This window comes from Tepidibacillus sp. LV47, assembly GCF_048381575.1.
Lineage (GTDB): Bacteria > Bacillota > Bacilli > Tepidibacillales > Tepidibacillaceae > Tepidibacillus.
Genome location: NZ_JBLWIF010000001.1, coordinates 460,861 through 482,733, shown reverse-complemented (window position 1 = coordinate 482,733; position 21,873 = coordinate 460,861). Strand labels below are relative to the sequence as shown.

Below are 21,873 nucleotides of genomic sequence, written 5' to 3'. Positions count from 1 at the left end.
TAAAGATTATGTTTCAGTTATTATTTTTAATGATTGAAAGAATAGGGATTATTGTTACGATTGCCTTCATTCTTACTCGTTCTGCTATTTTTCGCAACTTAATTGATCACAAGCCAGATTATTCGACGAAAATGAAATTGGCCATTCTCTTTGGTTTTTTTGGCATTATTGGGACTTATACCGGGATTGCAGTGCAACCGAATGAAGGAACCACATTAAGGGTTTCCAATGTTTTTTCCATCGAGTTTGATGAAGCCATTGCCAACTCAAGGGTCATTGGTGTTGCCATTGCTGGACTTTTAGGAGGGCCAATCGTTGGACTTAGTGCTGGATTGATTGCTGCTATTCACCGCATGTTACTCGGTGGATTTACTGGACTTGCCTGCGGGATTTCTACAATAACAGAGGGTTTCCTTGCGGGTGTGGTTTATAAAAAAATCGGCCATCGTCGGATCGTATCGCTGGGAACAGCCTTTCTTACAGGGGTTGTTGCTGAGTCCCTGCAAATGCTCATTATTTTGCTTATAGCTAAGCCCTTTGAAAAAGCTTTAGCACTCGTACAGGTTATCGGTTTACCGATGATTATTGCCAATAGTATTGGGATTGCGATCTTTATTGCGATTATACGCAGTGTTGTTCAAGAGGAAGACCGAATTGAAGCAGATCAAGCACAAAAAGTTTTGCATGTGGTTGATCGTACTTTATTTTATTTAAGAAAAGGGCTTGACGAGGGATCGGCAACAGAGATTTCAAAATTATTGCTGAAAACGACCAATGCTTCTGCTGTATCGATCACAAATCAAGAGAAAATCTTATCCCATGTTGGGTTAGGAGATGATCATCACACACCCGGACACTCGCTACTTACAAAAGCAACGAGACAAGTACTGAAATCTGGTAAGAGCTATGTTGCCAAATCAAATGAGGATATTCGCTGTGAACAACCAAAATGTCCACTGCAAGCAGCAATCATTGTCCCCATCAAAAAAGGGGATGAAGTGATAGGGGTGCTAAAGTTTTATTTTGCAAACCCAAAACAGATTCGACCTGTTGATCGTGAACTTGCCCTAGGGTTAGCTGGACTTTTGTCCCACCAAATTGAAGCGGTTGAGGCGGAAAAGCAGGCGAAGCTGGTATCAGAAGCCGAAATTAAAGCTCTTCAAGCCCAGGTAAATCCCCATTTTTTATTTAATTCTTTAAATACGATTGTAGCTTTAATCCGAACAAAACCAGATATGGCAAGAAAACTTCTCATCCAATTAGGCCATTTCTTCCGTCAGAATCTCAATGCTTCTTTACATGAATTGGTGAGCATTAAGCAAGAAATCAATCATACGAAGTCTTACTTAGATATTGAACAAGCACGGTTTTCTGACCGATTGCAAGTGGAATTTCAGATTGATCAAGAAGTAGAAGACGTTTTGCTTCCGCCCCTAACCCTTCAGCCATTAGTGGAGAATGGGATAAAACATGGATTAAAAGGGATGAAAAATGGTCAGATTCGCATCATCGCAAAGAAGCAAGAAAAGCGGGTCTATTTAGCTGTTATTGATAATGGAGTTGGCATTGATGCAAAACGGATCGAACGATTACTTAACCAAAGAGTAAAATCGGAAAAGGGAACAGGGTTTGGTTTATATAATGTTCATCAACGATTAATTGGAAGATATGGAGAAGAATCGGGATTACATATTGAAAGTGAATCAGGTAAAGGAACAAAAGTATGGTTTACCATTCCCATTGAACAACAAGAGGTGATAAAATGACGATTCGCGTGGTAATTGCTGATGATGAGATCCTAGCTAGAGATGAATTAAGTTATCTATTGGGGCAGTGGGAGGAAATTGAAATTGTAGGTGAGGCAGAAGATGGTTTGGAAGCTTATCAAAAAATTGTAGAACTTAAACCAGATGTCGTCTTTTTAGATATTCAAATGCCAGAAATGAATGGATTAATGGTAGCCAAAAAGCTGATAGATGAAGGGATAAAAACGTTAATTGTCTTTTCAACGGCTTTTGATGAACATGCAATCAAAGCATTTGAGATGAATGCCGTTGATTACTTATTAAAACCTTTTGATGAAGAAAGATTAGCAAATACCATAGAAAGAATCAAGAAGAGGATAGAAAAGCCCAATCAAGAAAAAATAACAGAGCTCTTATATCAAATGATGGATGAAAGCAAAAAGAAAGAAACGAAAAAAAATATATCGAAGTTAGCGGTACAAACAGATGAACGGGTGATTTTTCTCGATCCAAATGAAATTGTGTATGCTTATCGAGAAGGAAGAGATGTCCGAATCAAAACAGTGAAAGATACTTACCTTACAAAATTCACTTTACAAGTACTTGAAGAAAAGTTAAAAAAGTACCCTTTTTTTCGAACTCACAGAAGTTACTTAGTCAATCTCGATTACATCGAAGAACTTGTTCCATGGTTTAATGGCACTTATAACTTAACGATGAAAGATCCTGAACATTCAAAAGTACCGGTTAGCCGGCAATATGTAAAGATGTTAAAAGATGTTTTGGGTTTATGAACTGCAAATTAGGAACTTCTTTTTGCCATTTAGACAAGATTTTTAACATTTTAGACACAATTTCGACACACAACCTCCTCTTTTTTATTACAATGGAAATGGAAACGTAATCATTCATTTGTAAACGAGAAGAAAGGAGAAGATCTATGATTACTTTTATCCTGTCTTTTGTTGCACTGATTGTAGGTTATATCTTTTATGGCCGTTTTGTAGAAAAGGTTTTTGGTGTAAATGAAAATCGCCCAACACCAGCGTATGCCAATCAAGACGGTGTTGACTTTGTTCCCATCAGTACTTCACGGAATAGTTTAATCCAGTTGTTAAACATTGCTGGATTAGGACCCATTTTCGGCCCAATCTTGGGAGCTTTATGGGGACCAGTAGCTTTTCTCTGGATAGTGCTCGGTGGTATCTTCGCTGGAGCCGTTCATGATTATTTCTCTGGAATGTTATCTGTAAGAAACAACGGTGCTCAACTTCCAGAAATGGTAGGTAAATATCTAGGTAAAGGCATGAAGCAATTTGTTAATGTTTTTTCACTCGTGCTGCTGGTATTAGTAGGTGTCGTGTTTGTTACAGGTCCAGCTGGACTTATTGCAACTTTAACTCCTGATTGGATTACAATTGGTGTGGTATCTGCATTTATTTTCTTATATTACATCTTAGCCACATTGTTACCGATTGATAAAATTATTGGAAAAATCTACCCAATCTTCGGTGCATTTTTGATTATCATGGCATTAGGAGTGGGTGGTGGACTCATTGTTAAGGGTTATTCAATCCCAGAGTTAACATTTAGTAATCTACATCCAAAAGGATTACCGATTTGGCCATTAATGTTTATCACCATTGCTTGTGGTGCGATTAGTGGGTTCCACGCAACTCAATCGCCATTAGTGGCAAGAACGATTCAAAATGAAAAGTATGGACGCAAAGTGTTCTATGGTATGATGATTGCTGAATCTGCGATCGCCATGATTTGGGCAGCAGCTGGTATGGCTGTATTCCATGGAACAGATGGATTGCAAGATGCACTCGCCCAATTTGGAGGACCTGCCGGAGTAGTTCGTCATATTTCTATTACTATGTTAGGTGCTGTCGGTGGGACATTGGCCATCATTGGGGTAATCGTATTACCAATTACATCTGGAGATACGGCATTCCGTGGCGCAAGAATTTTAATTGCAGATTTCTTCAAACTGAGTCAGCGTAAAATTAGCAATCGTTTACTCATAACAATTCCATTATTTACAGTTGGATATCTATTAACATTAATCGACTTCAACTTCCTCTGGAGATATTTCTCTTGGGCTAATCAAACTACAGCAATGATTATGCTTTGGGCAGCAGCAATGTTCTTAGTTCAAGAAGGCAAAAATCACTGGATTGCAAGTATTCCAGCAACATTTATGACAGCTGTATCTTTCACTTATATCTTACAAGCACCTGAGGGATTCAGTTTGCCAACAAGTATTTCCTACCCTGTAGGTTTGGCAATTACATTCGCGATCGCCGCACTCTTTGCAGTAAAGGCAATGAAGGTGAAAAAGCAATCTAGTATCGCTTTAGAAAATTAAGAATTAAAGTCGGTAATCACAAGACTTTAATAAAAACAATTTAAAGAGGTGAGACTCGGATGAAGCCGATGATCCCTATTTTTGATATCAAGGTAGAGATGACTGAAAGGGTAAAAGAATATATCAAGGATCGTGGCGGGGTAATTACCATTGCTGAAGCACCACAAACAGGGTGTTGTACAAACTTTGTTTTTGTGGGTGCTGAGTTAGGGAAACCCAAAGAAGAAGGTTACTACCGAGTCATGGAACAAGATGGGATTACCATCTATTGGGATCCATTTATTCTAAAAAAGGATAAGAAATATGAACTCGATTTAGAAGGATTGTTTAAGTGGAAGACGATTGTGGTGCATTAAAAAACAGCGATCTTATTCAGATCGCTTTTTTTTTTGCTCTAATTTCTCTTTAGGTACATAAAAATTGAATCCTTCTTCTGTTTCACAGAGATACCAACCTTTCTTTATCTTCAAAATCTCCACACGAGTTCCAGCTTTTATCGGACGTACCTCACAACAACCATGATCCACCATGAAGGTTTCTTTTACCGTATAATAGAAATCATCCTCAACCACAGCTTTGATTTCCTTTTTTGCTGGAAGCGGGTCTTTAAATGAACAATGTTTTGTTTTGCAGTAGAGTTCCTCATCATCTTTTTCTGAATATAATGTATAGCTGCATCTAGGGCAAGTATATTGATAAAGCCATAATGTGGTCATTTCTTTCCCTCCAATATAATTTTATCTCTATCTTAAACTATATATGAAGGAGAATAAAAGTGAAAAGAAGCTTTACAGCTTGTCTTATATTTGTATATGATATTGGAGTTACATTATTTAATGAGGTGTTTAATAATATGTAAGATCGAAAAGAAGGTGATTGTCATGATGGAAATTTTCAAAACAATCGATGATCGTTTAGAAAGACTTGAACAATTGGAAAAAGGGGTATGGGTAAACTTAACGAACCCGACAGAAGAGGAGATATTATGGGTAAGTCAACAATTAGACTTACAAATGGAACATATTCGAGCAGCATTGGATGAGGAAGAAAAGCCCCGGATTGAAACAAGTAATGGGTGCACTTTAATCCTTGTGGATATTCCTATTCCAACCGTTGAAGAACATGCTGGCATGTATACGACTTTACCTTTAGGAATTATTCTAAAAGAAGATAGTATTACAACGGTTTCTTTGAAAAAAAATTCAATTATTCAAGACTTTATTGAAGGAAAAGTAAAATCATTCTATACCTTTAAACGGACAAGATTTATATTACAACTTTTATATAAAAATGCTACGTATTATTTACAATATTTGCGACAAATCGAAAAAACAAGTTATCGAATTGAACTTGAATTGCATAAATCGATGAAGAATAAAGAGTTAATCGAGCTTCTTGATTTAGAAAAATCTTTAGTTTATTTCTCTACCTCGTTAAAAAGTAATGAGATCGTATTAGAAAAAATGTTAAAGCTCGATTCAATTAAAAAATATCCAGAGGATACCGATTTACTAGAAGATGTGTTGATTGAAAATAAACAGGCGATCGAAATGGCGAATATTCATATTAATATCCTAACAGGAACGATGGATGCTTTTGCATCAGTCATTTCTAATAATCTCAATATTGTAATGAAATTTTTAACATCGATTACGATTATATTATCCATTCCAACTATGATTGCAAGTTTTTTCGGAATGAATGTCGATGTACCATTTGAGAACAATCCCCATGCATTTATGATTATTTTTTTGATTTCCACGGTTCTGTCAGTAGTCATTTCTTTGATTTTTGTAAAGCGAAAAATGTTCTGAATCATTTATTCATTAGCGGATTTTATTGAAAAGTAGGTAAAGGTATAAGCTCGAAAAAGAGATGATTCATAAACTAGCAATAAGGAAATGATGAAAGGAGGTTATTTTTGTGGCAAATGCTAGAATAAGCGGGTTTGGCGGTTTTTCATTGATCATTTGGATTATTATTATTGTGATATTCATTTGGATTTTTTGGGGGTTCTTTGCAATTTTATAAGTGAGCTCAATTCAGTAAGAAGAGTCATCTTTTGATGGCTCTTTTTTTGTTTTTCTGTTTTTTTTTAGCAAAATGGGCTTTTCAACTATACAAAATAAAGTAAATTTACATAGGTTATAGTACAAAGGATTTGAGTCCTATAGAAACAAAAAAAGGAGGGTTTGTTTATGGCAGACGGAGTTAAAGGTTGGTACGGAGGATACAGAACATTATTACTATTCATCCTTCTTGTGATCATATTCTTCTGGTTTATTGGTGGTACTTGGTGGTAAGCCAAAAAGGGGAAGGCCATACCTTCCCCTCTTTTTCACTTTTTGCCTCCCTTTTTTATAGTAGAATCTAATCCTCATGCCTTTTTGAAAGGAGGTGAAAAGATGGCAGCAGAAACAAGCTTTTTTACTAGCGGTTGGGCCTGGATCTTCTGGATCATTATTATTGTATTATTTATTTGGCTTTTCTGGGGTGTCTTTGGCAGTAGTTGGTATGGTTATGGATATTACTGGTAAAAGAAGATGTTTACGTAATGTAGATAAGTACCTATACAAACTTTAGCGATTTTTCATAAAGTAATGTAGATAGATCAAAAAGGAGGGATTTTGATGAGTTACAGAGGATATTTTGGCAGCTACAGAACATTGTTGCTATTTATCTTATTAGTAATTATCTTCTTCTGGTTCATTGCCGGAGCATGGTACTACTAAGTTGTATTTTCTTCTGGTTTATTGGTGGAACTTGGTGGTAGGTGCAAGGGGGGATATCCCCCTATTCTATTAATGACCTAATTCTTTAGAAATCGGGCATGTAACTAGGTCAGACTTTAAGATCATCACATATTCTAAAATTGAGGATGAAAATCCTCAAAAATTAAAATATGGAGGGATGAAAGAAGATGGCAAGCGGATACGGCGGAGGATATTTCTGGAGCTACAGAACATTACTCTTATTCATTCTTCTCGTGATTATCTTCTTCTGGTTCATTGGCGGCACTTGGTGGTAGGTGCAAGGGGGAATTTTTCCCCCTTCTTACATAACAAATGACAAAATTGTTATGTGGTTCTTCTTGTCGATTCTCAAAACAATGATGTTTTTAAAAACCCTCCTCTTAAAAGTCTGCTTGATGCAGGCTTTTTTTAGGCTAGTAACTATTTCTGATATAATCTATGTTATTTCTTTTAAGAATGTTCCAAAAGGGATGATTTTCATGATAACTGTTTCGGTTGATAGATACAAAATGGATCGCTTTCTAAATAATCTCCTGTTACGGCATATGCTCTAGCTCTTGATCCCCCACATGATTCACGGTATTCGCAGATTCCACATTTTCCTTTGTATTTATCAGGATTACGTAAATCTTGGAAAATCGGAGAGTTTCGATAAATCTCAGCTAATGGCATTTCTCGTACATTTCCAGCATAAACAGGAAGGAAGCCACTTGGATAGACCTCACCAATATGAGAAATGAAAACAAACCCTTTTCCATCATTAATCCCTGCTGCTCGCCCAATATGGTCTTTTAATTTGGGAACAGAAGCGATTTCTCTTCCTTGATGTTTTTCCATAATATATCGACGATAATGAGGAGCTGCAGTCGTTTTGATGTCATAAGGTACCTTTAAACTCAGATTGGACAACCATTCAAATACCTGTTCGTGTTGAACAGGAGAGATCATATCTTTGATCTGGCCACGTCCTGTTGGCACAAGGAAGAACACACTCCATAATTCTGCTCCAAAGTCTTCTATCATTCTGGCAATGTTTTCTAAATCATGAATATTATAGCGACTAACTGTTGTGTTAATTTGAATGGGCATATTTAGTTCCTGTAAGTAACGTAATGCTCTCATGGTAAGATCGTAAGAACCTTTTGTGCCACGAAAGTGGTCATGAATTTCCGCTGTTGATCCATCAAGACTAAAAGCCCAACGAGAAAGTCCCAGCTCGTAGGATTTTTTTATCGCTTCCTTGGTTACCTTTGGTGTTGCGCTTGGAGTCATGGATGTACGAATACCTTTTTTAATCGCATAATCCATCAATTCAAAAATATCGGGTCTCATTAAAGGATCTCCACCAGTAAAAACAAGGAGAGGACTGCCCATATCGATGATTTGATCGATTAATTGTTTTCCTTCCTCTGTTGTTAATTCTCGCGGATCCCTATGGTATTGAGCCTCTGCGCGACAATGTAAACAATGTAAGGCGCAAGCTCTTGTTACTTCCCAAATGGTAATAAAGGGAGATTGGTTGTAGTCAGGGATTCTCATCCAATACACCTCACAATGATGATGCCATTATTGTAAAGTAAACTTTCCACTATGCATATGATATAAATCACAGACAGCAACTTCCTACTACAACTATATCATGAAAGGAGTGATTACGCATGACAAAAGCACCCTCTGAAGCAGCGATAAAAGCGTTGAAGGCGTTAAAAATGTTCGGGTGAATGTGGTCTGGAATCCGCCATGGATACCTGATAAAATGTTGATGAGGCAAAACGTATGTTAGGTACAGCATAATGGGATGAAAAAAGGAGGAGTAACGAAATGAAAGTAGTTTATGACTTAAAAATCCCAGCAGAATTAAAAGCGATTAAAGAACTGTTAAAGCCTTATGGTGGCCGTTGTGCCAAAATCGTAGATGGAAAGTTAGAATATCAGATTAAAGAAGAAAAAGAACAAGAAGCATTGCAGGCATTAAAAGAAAAAGGTTTAGTAGATTGATGACTAAACAGAGAAGGAGAGCCACGATATTGGCTCTCCTTAATCTTTGGTATTAATATAACTTTTCAATTCCTCTAGATTCTTAATACAAATTTTTCCACGTTTCATCGTTAAAATACCATTTTTCTCTAACTGCGACATCATCCGATTCACGTTTTCTCTTGCAGCACCAATAAAATTTGCTAATTCCTGGTGGGTTAATGATAATTGGATTTTAATCCCGTCTTTCGTTTGCATTCCGTAATCTTCTGCTAAACGAATCAATGCCGAAGCAAGGGCACCAAATTTGCCATAAAGGGCAACATCACGAAGTATGGTCTGGGCAACGTGTAACCGCTGTCCCATAATCTGAATAACCGAGATCCCGATTTCTGGATAACGGTGAATGATCTTTTCCAAATCTTCATTTCGAATCATTACCACCTCACCGTCTTCAAGCATTTCAGCTGTTGCAGGGTAGGTAGTTTTACGGAATAAAGCTGCTTCAGCAAAAAGATCACCGGGTTTACGAATATTCAGAATGATTTCTTTACCATCAGGGGTAGATTTGCTCAGACGAACTTTTCCTTCCCGTAAGAAATAGATTGCATCTGCAGGATCATTTTCTATAAATAAAATGGTTCCTTTACGTACCTGTTTAACGGTTAAGGCATTTTGTAAAAGTTCTTTATTTTGATCGGATAATTCAGCTAATAGTGGTATGAGATTAATGATTTCTTTGGTGGGCGATGGTGAAGGGATCATGTATACCAACTCCTTTGATTTTCCCCATACATATAAAATATCTATACTTAATTTTAGTAATTTATGAGTATTAATTCAATTGCCAACATATAAATATGGAAAACCCCTATAAAAAATAGGGGAATTCCCCTATGAAAAAAGTAGTGGTTTTTGCTAATAAGCGAGTGAAAGAAAGATGGTAAACCATAGCGTATTTAAGATTTCAATCATACCTACGGTTTTAGGATCAATTGGTGTATCTTTAGGGGTAAAGATTCCCCGAATCGTTGAAAACAAAAACGCCATCATTAAATAAAATCCTGAAATAAGATAAAATAGAATAGATAACCCAATCATATAAAGATATGCAAACCAACGAAATGTTAGATTCTGTTTTTCGCGGTAGAGGGTTTTTACATAAAGTGCTGATCCAAAAAAGAACAAAATATTAATTATCCATAACGTGATGGCTGATTGATCGATTGCTTCTGCTCCTACTAGATAAGAGACTAGTAGAGTTGAAGTTAAAGCAATCATGGCACTTAAGTCATTAAGAAGTGCTCGTTCCTTTTTTTGCTTTGCGTAGTAAAGGTTGATGAAGAAAAAAGGAATTATGCTAACAAAGACCCATATTAACTGGGGGAAAAAGAATAAAAATGGCAGTCCTAAGAGTAAAGCAATGCCTAAATATTGAAAGGATAATTTCCACATTTGCTTTCGTTCGGTTGGCCGTTTGATCCCTTGAATGAAGGGGGAGATAGAAATATAGGCAAAGAAAACAGAGATAAAAAGAACAAAATGGTACCAGTAAAATTTACTAACCAGAACGCCGATGACAAATGGAGCAATCCACATCGCCCAGGCTCCATGTTCTTTAGGTAGGATCAGCTTCATTTTAAACCTCCCGAAATTTTAACAAAAATCTATGAGATGACAGTTTTCCGTGTATTACATATAATAAAGTTTAACAACACCAATACATCGTTTCAATGAAGAAAATCACAGTCGTAAAGTTTATTTTTGTTCACTAGGGGAGAAAAAAATGTTGCAGCAGATTAAGAAACAAAAATGGTTCATCAATATACTATTGTCGATGGGAATTTCTTTATTATTTGTATTGGTTGTCATGATTTTATTTGGTAAACCGAATCATAATGGAATCTATCGATACTTGATTTTATTTATTATTTCTTATATTTTTTCTTTCATTGTATTTCATATTATTTTTCGTAAAGATGACGAGTTAAAAGCAGAAAGGGAACGATTGATCACAATCTTTGAACATGTTTCAGATGGAATCATGATCTTGGATGAGAATAAGAAAGTAGTGGAAATGAACCAAGCGGCAAAGGATTTATTGGGGAATAACATAAAACCCGATAGTTTTTGTGATATTTGCCAAGACACACATGGTACATTGAAAATCTGTGAATATGATAAATGTTTTCTAAGTCAACAACGACTATCCTATTATGAGTTACAATTAAAACGAGAAGATGGATCAAGAATTCCTGTGTCAGTGAGTATATCCCAATATACAGGGTCGGATCAAAAAACTTTAACGATCATCTCTATTCGTAATCTAAGTGACCAGCGAAAAGGGGAGCATAGTCGAATTACGAAAATGATTACAGCATCGATGATTCGAGCACAAGAAGAGGAGAGAAAGAGACTATCCCGTGAGTTGCATGATGGAATTGGCCAGTCCATTTTTAGTGTTTTATTGGGAATTGAATATGTAATGCCTTTAATCGAAAATGAATCGATTCGTGAGCATTTAGAGAATTTAAGAAAGACAACCAAACAAACCTTAGAAGAATTACGCCATATGGCTGTCGAATTAAGACCTTCTGCTCTTGATGATCTCGGATTAATTGCTGCTCTTAAGTCATATATGAAAACCTTTGGTGATACATTTGGAATTCAAGTGAATTTTGAATATTCAGGAGATAAGGAACGTCTACCAGCTAGTGTAGAAACCGCATTATACCGGATTAGTCAAGAAGCATTAACGAATGCAGCGAAGTATGCGGATTGTGATCGAGTGGATTTAACCATGTGCAAAAAAAAGGATGAAGTGATCTTAAAGGTCACCGATTATGGAAAAGGATTCTCGGTGGATGATCTTCGTCGGCATGATAAAGGCGTCGGTCTTTATGGGATGGAAGAAAGAGCATCGATGTTAGGCGGGACATTTCGTATCACTTCTCAACTAGGGAAAGGTACAGAGATTGAGGTTCATATTCCTTTGCAAAAGGAGGAAGAAAATGGACAAAATCAGAATCTTATTGGTGGATGATCATGCCGTTGTTCGATCGGGATTGATGATGTTAATGAATTCCCAACCTGATATGGAAGTCGTAGGGGAAGCTGCTGATGGAAATGAGGGAATTGCCAAGGCTTTAGAATTACAGCCAGATGTTGTACTAATGGATCTCAGTATGCCACATGGACGTGATGGTTTTTCCGCTACATCAGAATTAAAAAAAGTGATGTCAAATGTACAAGTCCTGATTTTAACCATGCATGATGATGATGAATATCTGTTCCGAGCCTTAAAAGCGGGAGCCGCAGGATATGTCCTGAAAAGTGCACCTGGAAACGAGTTGCTTCAAGCGATTCGAACGGTTTACAAGGGGGAAGCTTATCTTTATCCAACTGCGACAAAGAGATTAATCGAGGGATATCTTAAGTTTGCTGAAAAAGAAGAAGAGGATTCATTAGAGTTATTATCACCAAGAGAAAAAGAGATTTTATCTTATGTAGCGACAGGGTATTCCAATAAAGAGATTGCAGATAAGCTGATTATTAGTGTAAAAACGGTAGAGAATCATAAGGCAAAGATCATGGAAAAGCTGCAGCTCACGACTCGCCCACAATTAGTGAAATTTGCGATTAAAAAAGGGTTACTAGAATTAGAAGAATGAAATAGAAGATTACATTTATTATGAATTTCTCTGTATTAAAGAAAGTTTCATTCATCCAAGATAGAAAGAGACTGACCCAAAAGTAAGGATCAGCCATTACAATTCTACGGTGAGCGTTGATCCTTATGAGTCAGCCTCTTTTGCATTTTCATTTCTATAGACTGCTTAGATTATTATTATATTGTTCATAAGCTTGATGAATGATAGGCGTCCATCTAGACTCATCCACTTTATCGATTAATTCCTTTGCCTTTTGCAAATCTTTTATCGCATCATCATGTTGATCTGAAGAGAGAAGGGTTTCAAATCGTCTGTAATATCCCTTTGCTGCTTCATAATCTGTTTCTAATTGTTCAGCTAAATGGATGGATTCATTATATTGTGTCATCGCTTCATTGTACATGTTTTTCTTCACTAAAAGAATTCCTTTAAGGCGTAAAGCCTTTAATTTTTTCAAATCGTTTTTTGTTTTCACGGCAAAGTTAATCGCTTGGTCACAATGTTCCAAAGCAAGATCAAGATGATGATGATTGAGTTCATATACGCTCATATAGCGATAATAGTCGCTAAGATAGGAGATTTCATTTGTTTCATTAAAAATTTGCTTGGCCTTTTCTAAGAGCTCAGGAATATTTTGATAGGCTTTTTGCTTAAAATAAAGCTTTGCTATCCCTATATAGTTGATTCCTTCCTCAACAGGTAATCCATGTGTTTTGGCTATTTCCAGCGATTGTTTGTAGTAGTCAAAAGCTTGATCTATCTTTCCTTTTTCATACATCAAGTCACCTAAGTTCAATAATGCGATGTCCATTAAATAGATAGATACTCCATTTTGAGCTTTCGTGATGGCTTCTTTCAAAAATAATTCTGCTTTAGCAAATAAGCCTTTTTCCAGATATAAAATTCCTAAATTTACAAGAGTTGCTATATAAGTCTGAATATCTGATATTTTTTTTGCGATTTCGATCGCTTTGTTAAAATGATTGAGCGCTTTGGATACCATACCAGATGCATGATAAATAATTCCTAAATTTCCTGATATTTTAATCATTGATCTTAGGTTATTTACTCTTTCAGCATAATCATAAGCTTTGTTTAAATAATAAAGGGAGCTATCTGTATCTCCATTTAGAAAATATAAAATACCAGCTTGACTCATCGTTTCTGCTAGATTTTCATAATCCCTTGTTTTTAATAAGATTTCCTCCGATTTTTCAGCAAAAGATAATGCTTCTTTCTGATTTCCTATGATTCTTAAAATATGGCATTTTAATTGCAGTAATTTACCATAGATATTGCTGTTTTGTCTGATTTTTGGCTGGATCTCATTTAAGATTGCCAATGCCTTTTCGTATTGGCTCTTTTCTTTATAGAGATTCGCAATCATGATTTGAATCTGATAGATATCATCTGATAAATAGGCGATCTCAAGCGCTTTTTTAAGATGATCTAATGCCTTGTCATATTGGGCAAGGATAGTATAAATATTCCCCATCTCGATGAGAGAAAGAACCGTTTTATTTGTATCTTTATTTTGTGTTTTCTCGTTGATTTCAAGGTATTTCTTAAAAAAGTCTAAAGCACTAGTATATTGATAATCCTTTTTTAATCTGAAAGCCGCTTTATAGTAATACTCTTTTGCTTTACTTAGGCTGCCAGCTTTTTCAAAATGAGCGGCTAATTGTTCGTAATAGTTTTCAAGGTCTTTTTCATAGTTGATTTCAAGCCATTCTGCAATCTTTTTGTGATATTCCCTTTTTGTTTTGTTTAGCATACTATGATAAATGACTTCTCTTACTGTTTCTTGATTGAATGTATAGATTTTGTCTCTCCCTAAAGAGGTATGAACCGATTGCAGTGAAATAATATTCATTTTCACAGGTAGTTCTAATACATCTTCACTGGATGTTGAATTCATTAAATGAGTCAACCAGGACAAATGAAACTCTTTTCCGATAACGGAAGCGAGTTGTAATAGGTTTCTCGCCTGTTCATCCAGATCAGATAAGTTAGCTAAAATAAGGCTTTCGATGGTGTTAGGGATCGTCTGAAGTTCGGATACATCGATCGATGCGGTTCCGTCTTGAATAGAGAATGTTTTTCTTCTTTTAAGAGCCATCAAATATTCTTTGATATGTAGTGGATATCCTTTTGTAAATTGAATAATCGCCTGAAGCAAATGTTCATCAAGATGGCTGCAATTTAATAGTTTGCAAGCTAGTTTCTCTGTTCCAGTTGGACTAAGCGGTTTAAGCTTCAGAATAGGATGTCTATCTTGGCTTATGTCGCTTATCCCATTTATCTCATATCTCGATGTAAAAATGAAAAGAGATTTTACGTCGGTTAGCGTTTTGACCAGATTTGTCAAAATTTCCATTGATCCTGCGTCTGCCCAGTGGATATTCTCAATGATAAGAACAAAAGGTTCTTTATCAGCGGCCTGTCTGATAAATAGAGAAACCTGATTGAATATTTCTCTTTTGATATCTTCATAGTTCATCGCATTTAAGATATTCTGAGATTCATGGTCTCTTTTTAAACCCATAATCAAGCTTAAAAAAAGATAGTTCCGTTGAATCTCCTCCTCATCAAAGTTTGAGTGTTGGAAGATATAATTAAGATACGACTTTAGGCGGTTTTCTTTTACCTTTTCACTTTCAGTAGGATGGAGATTCAGCATTTGGTAGATCATGTTCGAAATAACAGAATATATTCTGTTTTTGTAACCAATATTGATATCAACCCAATGTTTTTTAAGTTCATTGTCTAGTTCTGACGTAAATTTTCTTACAAGACTGGTTTTTCCGGTTCCAGCCTCACCGATAATGGTGACATATTCTGTTTTATTCAGCCGCTTATAGATTGAATGGAGAAAATTCGTTTCATCATCCCGTTCGATTAAAAACAGCGAATCAATCGATGCTTCGCTTTTTAAATGAAGAGGGGTGAAGCATTTTACTGGTTTTTCTTTGTTTTTGGCAATGATCTCTTTTTCAGGAGAATAATCAATTAGATCTTTTGTTTCTTGATAGACGGATTCTGATACAAGGATCGTCCCAGCTGCTGCTTGAGTTTGCAGTCTTTGAGCCGTATTGACCACATCTCCCATAACGGTAAAGTCTTTATCAAAATAGTTTCCCACGCTTCCAGTCACAACTTGGCCGTAATTGATTCCGATGGAAAGATTTAATGTTACACCTTTACTGGATAATCGTTTTTTTGAGAAATCTTGGATTAAGTCCATCATTTTCATGCCACACTTGACGGCTCTATAAGGATCATCACTATGAGGATATTTTGCACCGAAAAGAATCATGACACAGTCACCGATGTATTTGTCGATGGTTCCTTCCAATTCATATACAGGTTTGGTGATATAAGCAAAAGTTTCATTGATGATTTCCCGAACTTCTTCTGGATCCATTTTTTCCGACAATGCTGTAAAACCAGATACATCGGCAAACACGACAGCTACATTTCTTCTGTTTTCACTAAGAATCTCATAATTTTGCACAGAGCTTTCGATTTCTGATTGGGATATTTCATGTCCGCAGTTAAAGCAGAACTTGGCCATCATTGGGTTAGGCGAATCACAGGAAGAACATTTTATTGGAAATCTCATCCCACATAAAGGGCATTCCTTTGGATGATTTGATGGCAAGTGATAGCCGCAGTTAAAACAAAGAATAAGAATCCCTCCTTTAAAAGATTTTATAAAAAGTAGGTTTATAGATTGACAAAAGGTTTATAGATTGACAAAAAGTGAAGTTTATGGTTTATTTGTCTTAAAGAAAATTAGTAAATCATTCCAAATCTAATTATATACGGTATTGATAAGAATTGAAACGATTTTGTCGTTTTTTGTAAAAAACTTAATATTATGTCGATAATAGCAAACTTATCGAAAGGTAAGGACGCAAAGCCATGGGTCTAAGGAATGTTTATTCTATGATTGCCAGGTTGCCGAAACATAAGTTAACTAGGGTTGTGCTTAACGTTTGTTCGTTTTAAATAGCATGACTCGAGTTATTCATTGATTTGCCTAATAAGCAAATCATCTTGGCGCCTATGGCTTGTTCACATAGGTGCCTTTTCTTTTAGCGATAAGGGTCGAAAGGAGGTGAGAAGCATGAAAAGGATCATGTTTGTCATCATGACACTTGTACTCTTGCTTTCCAGCATACCAGTTGTCGCAGCTGAGAATAAACCAGTGATTTATACGGATACGATTACGGTAACAGAAGATGGTGGCAGATACCAAGTTGGCTTTATCAATGTTGAGTTTAAAAAAGATTTTATCGATCCAGCGAAGCTGCCAGCTACCTTTGAAGTAAAGGTTTATGCTGAGAATGGGGTAGGATATGTTGAATTTGCCCCAGACACACCAAATTTCTTTAAAAAGGTTCATATTCGCATCGATAAATACGATGGACTTCTTTACGATCAGGCAACAGGGGAAAATATTGAGGTTCATGTTAAGAAACAACAAATTCTAGCTGAGCATTTTTCACGTTATGCTTTTTACTGATAATCATCCATGAAAACCCTCTTAAATTTAAAGAGGGTTTTCATCTATCTTTTAAAGTATGTATTCGCATATTAAAATAAGACAGAGGGGTAAATGATGTGTTCTATTACTTACTATTAGGCCACCTGCTAGGTGATTTTACATTTCAAACCGGTAAAATTGCAGAAAATAAACTAAAAGATTGGAAATGGAATCTACTTCATGTATCAATTATTACGATTTGCATCTTGTTTCTTCTATTTCCTTGGAATTTTTACATGATAGGAATTGTGTTATTAAACGGGATTCTCCATTTTTTTATCGACTCATTTAAATCAAAAATATCCATTAAGAGTTCTTTAGGGTCACTACTCTATTTTATTTTCGATCAAGTCGTGCACATCATGATTCTATATTGGTTATCCACCATAATTGTTAAAATTTCTCCACCTTTGCTTATTGATGTACAAATCATCAAGTTTCTTATTATTCTGGTCTTTGTTTCATCTTTTTCCGCAATTTTGATTCAGTTTATACTTAAAGCTATTTTTCCTGCAAATCAGAAAAAATTTTTTAATGGAAATGAAAAGAGTGTTGGCGAATTAACAAGGGTTCTTTCTTTCTTTATTTTTTATCTAAGCTTTTCATTTTCTAAATATTCTTTAATCGGGTTATTGGCTATGATCATAGGGTTAATTATTTATTATAATACTAGCTGGCGTAAATGGATGAGCCTAAACTATTTTATAGCAAAACTTTCCATGGATGTATTGATATCTATAATCGGTTTTTTGTGTTTATTAACTATCATTCGTTTTTAAGATATACTTTTCACTAAGAGCCCCTACTTAGGAATGAGGTGCAATTTTGTTGACGAATTTGAGAACAATCATCTGTGTAGAATCAATAAAAAAGTACGAGGTTTTATTGGAAGTAATCAAAGAAGAATTTAAACCAGTAGTTCTTATTACAGATTTAATCCAATTGGAAACGGAATTGCGTTTAAACCAAGGGTCGGATTATACGATAATCTTTATGGATCATACATTCTTAAATCAAATGAATGAGCAGCTATTCCACGTTCTACAAAAGCCTCAATACGTAACGATTGGTTTATATAAAGATAGTATAGATCTGATTTCAATGGGATCTTTCCTTTACGATATCCTTGAATGTAAGAATGAGTTTGCAGTGAGAAAATTTCTTTATAAGCTTAAAAATGATCTAACGCGTCAACAAAAATTAGATTCCTTAGAAAGGGAAGTACAACGGTTCTATAGTATTGGGAAAGAATTGTCTGCTGAGAAGGATATTAACAAGCTACTAAATCTAATCATGGATTCATCAATAGAAATGACTTCTGCTGATGCCGGAACGATCTATATCGTTGTGGATCAAGAAAACTTAGAATGGTCTGTTTATGAAAGAAATGCCAAAAACAAACTATTAAAGTTTGTATTAGCGAAAAATAATAGTCTGAAGATAAATTTAGAATCAAAAACGTTTCCGATTACAAAACACGGAATTTCCGGATATGCTGTCATCACCGGACAACCGTTACGTATTGATGATGCTTATGATTTGCCTAGTGATGTTGAATACCAGTTTAATTCTGCTTTTGATCAAGTTACTGGTTATAGAACAAAGTCAATCCTTACGGTACCTATGAAAGACCATCAAAATCGTGTATTAGGCGTGATACAACTTATTAATAAAATGGAAGCTGACAAGGTAATTTCGTTTAGTGACAAAGATGAGATGATGATTTATTCTTTGGCAGGTCAAGCAGCAGTCGCTATAGAAAACAGCATGATCTACAAAAACATGGAAGAATTATTAGAACAAAATAGATTAACGATATCTGATGAAATCACAAAAAGAAAAAAAGCTGATGAAGAGATTAATAAGTTGCTTAGTGCTATTGAGCATAGCCCTTCGTCTGTCATTATTACAGATGTAAATGGGTACATTCAATACGTTAATCCAAAATTTACGCAATTAAGTGGCTATACCTATAAAGAAGTGATAGGGAAAAATGTAAGTATCCTTAAATCAGGAATTCATCCAAAAGAATTTTACGATGCTTTTTGGAAAACGATACTCTCTGGTAAGGAATGGTTTGGTGAATTTTACAATAAGAAAAAGAATGGAGAGTTATATTGGGAATCGACGTCTGTTTCCTCATTAAAGGATCAAGACGGATCAATTAAATATTTTATATCAGTAAGAGAGGATGTTACTGAGAAAAAGTTACTTTATAAAAAAATAGAAGAACAAAATATAATGCTTCAGAAAACCCTTAAGAAGTTAAATGAGGCACAATCCCAATTAATTCAAAAAGAAAAAATGGCTGGAATCGGTCAATTAGCAGCAGGAATCGCTCATGAAATCAATAACCCCTTAGGCTACATCATAAGTAATAATCATACATTAAATAAATATGCATTAAAAATTAAGGAACTTTTGCTAAAGTATAAAGATGTTTTGCTAAATTTCTCAGAACTTCAAACTGAGAACATAGAAAGAAAAATGACTGATATCCTGGAGTATGAAAAAAAACACAAAATTGCCTTTGTTATGGATGATCTTTTTGAACTTTTAAATGATACAAATGAAGGATTAGAACGGATTAAAAATATAGTAAATGCATTAAGATCTTTTTCAAGTATTGATCAGTTAGATGAATTCAGTGATTATAATCTTAATGAAGGAATTAAAACAGCATTAATTATGGCAAAGAGTAGAATTAACAATAATACGATGATCTATGAAGACCTGGCAGATATTCCTAATATTATTGCCAATGGTGCCGAAATCAATCAAGTGATTTTAAATTTAATTCTGAATGCAGCATATGCGATAGAAATAAAAGAGGATGGTAATGAAGGGATCATTACCATTAAAACTTATCAGAAAGAGGAATATGTTTGCTTTGAAATAGAAGATAATGGGATTGGAATAAAAGAAGAGCTTATTAATAGAATCTTTGAACCGTTTTTTACTACAAAGCCTGTTGGAACAGGAACAGGTTTAGGATTAAGTATTTCCTATGATATCGTTGTAAACAAACATCAAGGGGAAATATTTGTAGAAAGTAAAGAAGGAATTGGAACTAAATTTGTTGTAAAACTGCCTATTAAAAGCAAGAATTCTGTATTTGATTAATAAACATCATAGGAATCATCTAGGGGAGTAAAAATTACGATATCTTTTGGCAAATCTACCGAAATAACCCAGAATCTTTCGATAATAGCGCATTAAAGGTGGGGCTTATGATTAAACTGAATAATCGAAATAAATCGATCAGTTTTAGCAATGGACTTCCAGCAAGCGATAGAAAGGAGAAAAAAGGTTCATTTAAAATTACTTTTATATATTTTGCAATAGTTTGCATTTACCTTTTGCTATCAAACGTTATACTTCAATCTAAGAATGATCATACGATACAATCTATTTTAACTTTTCATTATTTTAAAGACCTAATTGCTCTTATATTTAGCTCGTTATTTATTTTTCAGCTCATTTATAAAAATAGTTTTAAACTAAAAAAAGATGAATTAGAACTTAAAAAGTTATATAAGGTAATTGAGCAGAGTTCAACTAGTATTATGATTATGGATGAATACGGAAATATAGAATACGTAAACCCAAGATGTACCCAACTAACAGGACATACATATGAAGAAATGTTAGGCAAACATTATAGTACTTTTCATCTTTTTGAAATAGATGGTATAGGTTCTCCTAAGGAATTACGTGATCTAATTTCGCTTAGTCAGGATTGGAAAGGTGAATTACAAATTAAGAAAAAAAATGGAGAATCATTTTGGGGGTATGTATCGATCTCCTCTATCAAAAATGAAGAGAATAAGATTACCCACTACATTGCTGAGATTGAGGATGTTACAATTAGAAAGATGATGGAAGAGAAATTAAAAAGCATTGACTTCGAATTAAAACAGAAAATCGAAGAATTAAAAGAATTTCAATCTCAACTTATTTATCAAGAGGAACACGCAGCGATCGGACAGTTAGCAGCTGGGATCGCTCATGAAATCAATAATCTTTTAGGTTTTATTAAAAGTAACTTCGATGTGTTAGAGAAATATTTTTATAAATATAAAAAAGTGATCGAAGCCTATCAGGCGTTAAAGAATAGTTTAAATGTAGATGTGCAACTAGAGAATATCAATTTAATCAAAAAAGAAGTTGAAAGGATTGAACGGGAAAACAATATTTCATTTATTAACGAAGATTTAGAAGAATTATTTAGAGATTCACATGAAGGAATCAAACGATTAAATGAAATAATAAAAGGGTTAAGGGTATTCTCCAGAAAGGGGCAATTCGATACCTTTGAAGATTATGATTTAAATGAAGGAATAAAAAGTACAGTAGTTGTTGCGAGAAATGAATTAAAATACCATGCAAAAGTTGAAGAATATCTAGGAGAGATACCGATCATTCATGCCATAGGAGGAGAGATTAATCAAGTATTGCTCAATTTATTATTAAATGCCGTCTATGCGATTAGAGAGAAACAATCTAAAGAGATTGGTTTGATAAAAATCCGAACATTTTATGAAGATGGATATGTGTATTGTGAGATAGAGGATAATGGAATAGGAATAGAGGAAAAAAACATATCTTCAATATTTAATCCTTTTTTCACAACGAAACCTATAGGGGAAGGGACAGGGTTAGGACTAAGTATTGCCTATGATATTATCGTAAATAAACATCATGGGACAATATCTGTTGAAAGTACGAAAGGAGTGGGAACTAAATTCATTATTAGACTCCCTATTCGTCAAAATGTTAACTCAATCTAATAGAGTTAACTAATGAA

Annotated in this window: 18 protein-coding genes and 1 riboswitch; of the genes, 13 read left to right on the top strand and 5 right to left on the bottom strand. The window is 34.9% G+C overall.

All coding sequences use genetic code 11. The annotated features are described in order from the left end of the window. Positions 1–8 precede the first annotated feature (8 nt). From ACMW72_RS02350 to ACMW72_RS02335, 4 genes are all read left to right on the top strand, one after another. On the top strand, positions 9–1,766 hold the full coding sequence (locus ACMW72_RS02350) for a LytS/YhcK type 5TM receptor domain-containing protein (RefSeq protein WP_418367217.1): 1,758 nt from the start codon (positions 9–11) through the stop codon (positions 1,764–1,766). Then, the gene (locus ACMW72_RS02345) at positions 1,763–2,539 is read left to right on the top strand and encodes a LytR/AlgR family response regulator transcription factor (protein WP_418367216.1); all 777 of its coding nucleotides are present in this window, start codon (positions 1,763–1,765) and stop codon (positions 2,537–2,539) included. Before ACMW72_RS02350 ends, ACMW72_RS02345 begins: the two co-directional genes overlap by 4 nt. Before the next feature lie 146 nt (positions 2,540–2,685). Beyond that, a complete protein-coding gene (locus ACMW72_RS02340; RefSeq protein WP_418367215.1) occupies positions 2,686–4,116 on the top strand; it encodes a carbon starvation protein A in 1,431 nt (476 codons plus the stop codon). A 59-nt stretch (positions 4,117–4,175) separates the two neighbouring features. Next, complete coding sequence (locus ACMW72_RS02335) at positions 4,176–4,472, top strand: CC/Se motif family (seleno)protein (protein ID WP_418367214.1); 297 nt, start codon at positions 4,176–4,178, stop codon at positions 4,470–4,472. Between the two features lie 12 nt (positions 4,473–4,484). Here the strand turns inward: ACMW72_RS02335 and ACMW72_RS02330 are convergent, their stop codons facing one another. Then, positions 4,485–4,832, bottom strand: a complete 348-nt coding sequence (locus tag ACMW72_RS02330) for a hypothetical protein (protein WP_418367213.1) — start codon at positions 4,830–4,832, stop codon at positions 4,485–4,487. A gap of 165 nt (positions 4,833–4,997) precedes the next feature. On the opposite strand from ACMW72_RS02330, the gene ACMW72_RS02325 reads away from it, so the two are divergent. Both ACMW72_RS02325 and ACMW72_RS02320 read left to right on the top strand, forming a co-directional pair. Further along, a complete protein-coding gene (locus ACMW72_RS02325) occupies positions 4,998–5,930 on the top strand; it encodes a magnesium transporter CorA family protein (RefSeq protein ID WP_418367212.1) in 933 nt (310 codons plus the stop codon). Between the two features lie 591 nt (positions 5,931–6,521). Then, positions 6,522–6,653, top strand: coding sequence for a hypothetical protein (locus ACMW72_RS02320; RefSeq protein WP_418367211.1), 132 nt, complete (start codon positions 6,522–6,524; stop codon positions 6,651–6,653). A gap of 693 nt (positions 6,654–7,346) precedes the next feature. Here the strand turns inward: ACMW72_RS02320 and ACMW72_RS02315 are convergent. Further along, on the bottom strand, positions 7,347–8,408 hold the full coding sequence (locus tag ACMW72_RS02315) for a TIGR04053 family radical SAM/SPASM domain-containing protein (RefSeq protein ID WP_418367210.1): 1,062 nt from the start codon (positions 8,406–8,408) through the stop codon (positions 7,347–7,349). Between the two features lie 282 nt (positions 8,409–8,690). On the opposite strand from ACMW72_RS02315, the gene ACMW72_RS02310 reads away from it, so the two are divergent. Next, entirely contained in the window at positions 8,691–8,867 is a 177-nt protein-coding gene (locus tag ACMW72_RS02310) for a hypothetical protein (protein ID WP_418367209.1), read from the top strand. A gap of 39 nt (positions 8,868–8,906) precedes the next feature. Here ACMW72_RS02310 and ACMW72_RS02305 read toward each other — a convergent pair whose 3' ends face one another. Together ACMW72_RS02305 and ACMW72_RS02300 are read right to left on the bottom strand one after the other, a co-directional pair. Continuing rightward, the gene (locus ACMW72_RS02305) at positions 8,907–9,611 is read right to left on the bottom strand and encodes a Crp/Fnr family transcriptional regulator (RefSeq protein WP_418367208.1); all 705 of its coding nucleotides are present in this window, start codon (positions 9,609–9,611) and stop codon (positions 8,907–8,909) included. A 153-nt stretch (positions 9,612–9,764) separates the two neighbouring features. Next, positions 9,765–10,484 carry a YwiC-like family protein gene (locus tag ACMW72_RS02300; RefSeq protein WP_418367207.1) on the bottom strand — a complete coding sequence of 240 codons (720 nt, stop codon included), beginning with the start codon at positions 10,482–10,484 and terminating at the stop codon, positions 9,765–9,767. A 148-nt stretch (positions 10,485–10,632) separates the two neighbouring features. Between ACMW72_RS02300 and ACMW72_RS02295 the strand changes: the two genes are divergently transcribed. Together ACMW72_RS02295 and ACMW72_RS02290 are read left to right on the top strand one after the other, a co-directional pair. Further along, the gene (locus ACMW72_RS02295) at positions 10,633–11,889 is read left to right on the top strand and encodes an ATP-binding protein (protein WP_418367206.1); all 1,257 of its coding nucleotides are present in this window, start codon (positions 10,633–10,635) and stop codon (positions 11,887–11,889) included. Then, positions 11,858–12,517, top strand: a complete 660-nt coding sequence (locus ACMW72_RS02290) for a response regulator (protein ID WP_418367205.1) — start codon at positions 11,858–11,860, stop codon at positions 12,515–12,517. Before ACMW72_RS02295 ends, ACMW72_RS02290 begins: the two co-directional genes overlap by 32 nt. Before the next feature lie 154 nt (positions 12,518–12,671). On the opposite strand, the gene ACMW72_RS02285 is transcribed toward ACMW72_RS02290, so the two are convergent. Next, the gene (locus ACMW72_RS02285; RefSeq protein ID WP_418367204.1) at positions 12,672–16,031 is read right to left on the bottom strand and encodes a tetratricopeptide repeat protein; all 3,360 of its coding nucleotides are present in this window, start codon (positions 16,029–16,031) and stop codon (positions 12,672–12,674) included. A gap of 367 nt (positions 16,032–16,398) precedes the next feature. After that, a riboswitch (cyclic di-GMP riboswitch) is annotated at positions 16,399–16,485 on the top strand. Between the two features lie 161 nt (positions 16,486–16,646). Between ACMW72_RS02285 and ACMW72_RS02280 the strand changes: the two genes are divergently transcribed. From ACMW72_RS02280 to ACMW72_RS02265, 4 genes are all read left to right on the top strand, one after another. Continuing rightward, complete coding sequence (locus tag ACMW72_RS02280) at positions 16,647–17,045, top strand: hypothetical protein (protein WP_418367203.1); 399 nt, start codon at positions 16,647–16,649, stop codon at positions 17,043–17,045. A 98-nt stretch (positions 17,046–17,143) separates the two neighbouring features. Continuing rightward, positions 17,144–17,845 carry a DUF3307 domain-containing protein gene (locus ACMW72_RS02275; RefSeq protein WP_418367202.1) on the top strand — a complete coding sequence of 234 codons (702 nt, stop codon included), beginning with the start codon at positions 17,144–17,146 and terminating at the stop codon, positions 17,843–17,845. 49 nt (positions 17,846–17,894) lie between these two features. Next, entirely contained in the window at positions 17,895–20,189 is a 2,295-nt protein-coding gene (locus ACMW72_RS02270) for an ATP-binding protein (protein ID WP_418367201.1), read from the top strand. Between the two features lie 107 nt (positions 20,190–20,296). Then, a complete protein-coding gene (locus ACMW72_RS02265) occupies positions 20,297–21,856 on the top strand; it encodes a sensor histidine kinase (protein ID WP_418367200.1) in 1,560 nt (519 codons plus the stop codon). Positions 21,857–21,873 lie beyond the last annotated feature (17 nt).

Excerpts from the sequence above, each read along its gene's own strand:
- ACMW72_RS02340 (WP_418367215.1), top strand. The coding sequence starts at position 2,686 with ATGATTACTTTTATCCTGTCTTTTGTTGCACTGATTGTAGGTTATATC.
- ACMW72_RS02345 (WP_418367216.1), top strand. The coding sequence starts at position 1,763 with ATGACGATTCGCGTGGTAATTGCTGATGATGAGATCCTAGCTAGAGAT.
- ACMW72_RS02295 (WP_418367206.1), top strand. The coding sequence starts at position 10,633 with ATGTTGCAGCAGATTAAGAAACAAAAATGGTTCATCAATATACTATTG.
- ACMW72_RS02310 (WP_418367209.1), top strand. The coding sequence starts at position 8,691 with ATGAAAGTAGTTTATGACTTAAAAATCCCAGCAGAATTAAAAGCGATT.
- ACMW72_RS02350 (WP_418367217.1), top strand. The coding sequence starts at position 9 with ATGTTTCAGTTATTATTTTTAATGATTGAAAGAATAGGGATTATTGTT.
- ACMW72_RS02320 (WP_418367211.1), top strand. The coding sequence starts at position 6,522 with ATGGCAGCAGAAACAAGCTTTTTTACTAGCGGTTGGGCCTGGATCTTC.
- ACMW72_RS02335 (WP_418367214.1), top strand. The coding sequence starts at position 4,176 with ATGAAGCCGATGATCCCTATTTTTGATATCAAGGTAGAGATGACTGAA.
- ACMW72_RS02325 (WP_418367212.1), top strand. The coding sequence starts at position 4,998 with ATGATGGAAATTTTCAAAACAATCGATGATCGTTTAGAAAGACTTGAA.
- ACMW72_RS02280 (WP_418367203.1), top strand. The coding sequence starts at position 16,647 with ATGAAAAGGATCATGTTTGTCATCATGACACTTGTACTCTTGCTTTCC.
- ACMW72_RS02300 (WP_418367207.1), bottom strand. The coding sequence starts at position 10,484 with ATGAAGCTGATCCTACCTAAAGAACATGGAGCCTGGGCGATGTGGATT.
- ACMW72_RS02305 (WP_418367208.1), bottom strand. The coding sequence starts at position 9,611 with ATGATCCCTTCACCATCGCCCACCAAAGAAATCATTAATCTCATACCA.
- ACMW72_RS02315 (WP_418367210.1), bottom strand. The coding sequence starts at position 8,408 with ATGAGAATCCCTGACTACAACCAATCTCCCTTTATTACCATTTGGGAA.
- ACMW72_RS02290 (WP_418367205.1), top strand. The coding sequence starts at position 11,858 with ATGGACAAAATCAGAATCTTATTGGTGGATGATCATGCCGTTGTTCGA.
- ACMW72_RS02265 (WP_418367200.1), top strand. The coding sequence starts at position 20,297 with ATGATTAAACTGAATAATCGAAATAAATCGATCAGTTTTAGCAATGGA.
- ACMW72_RS02330 (WP_418367213.1), bottom strand. The coding sequence starts at position 4,832 with ATGACCACATTATGGCTTTATCAATATACTTGCCCTAGATGCAGCTAT.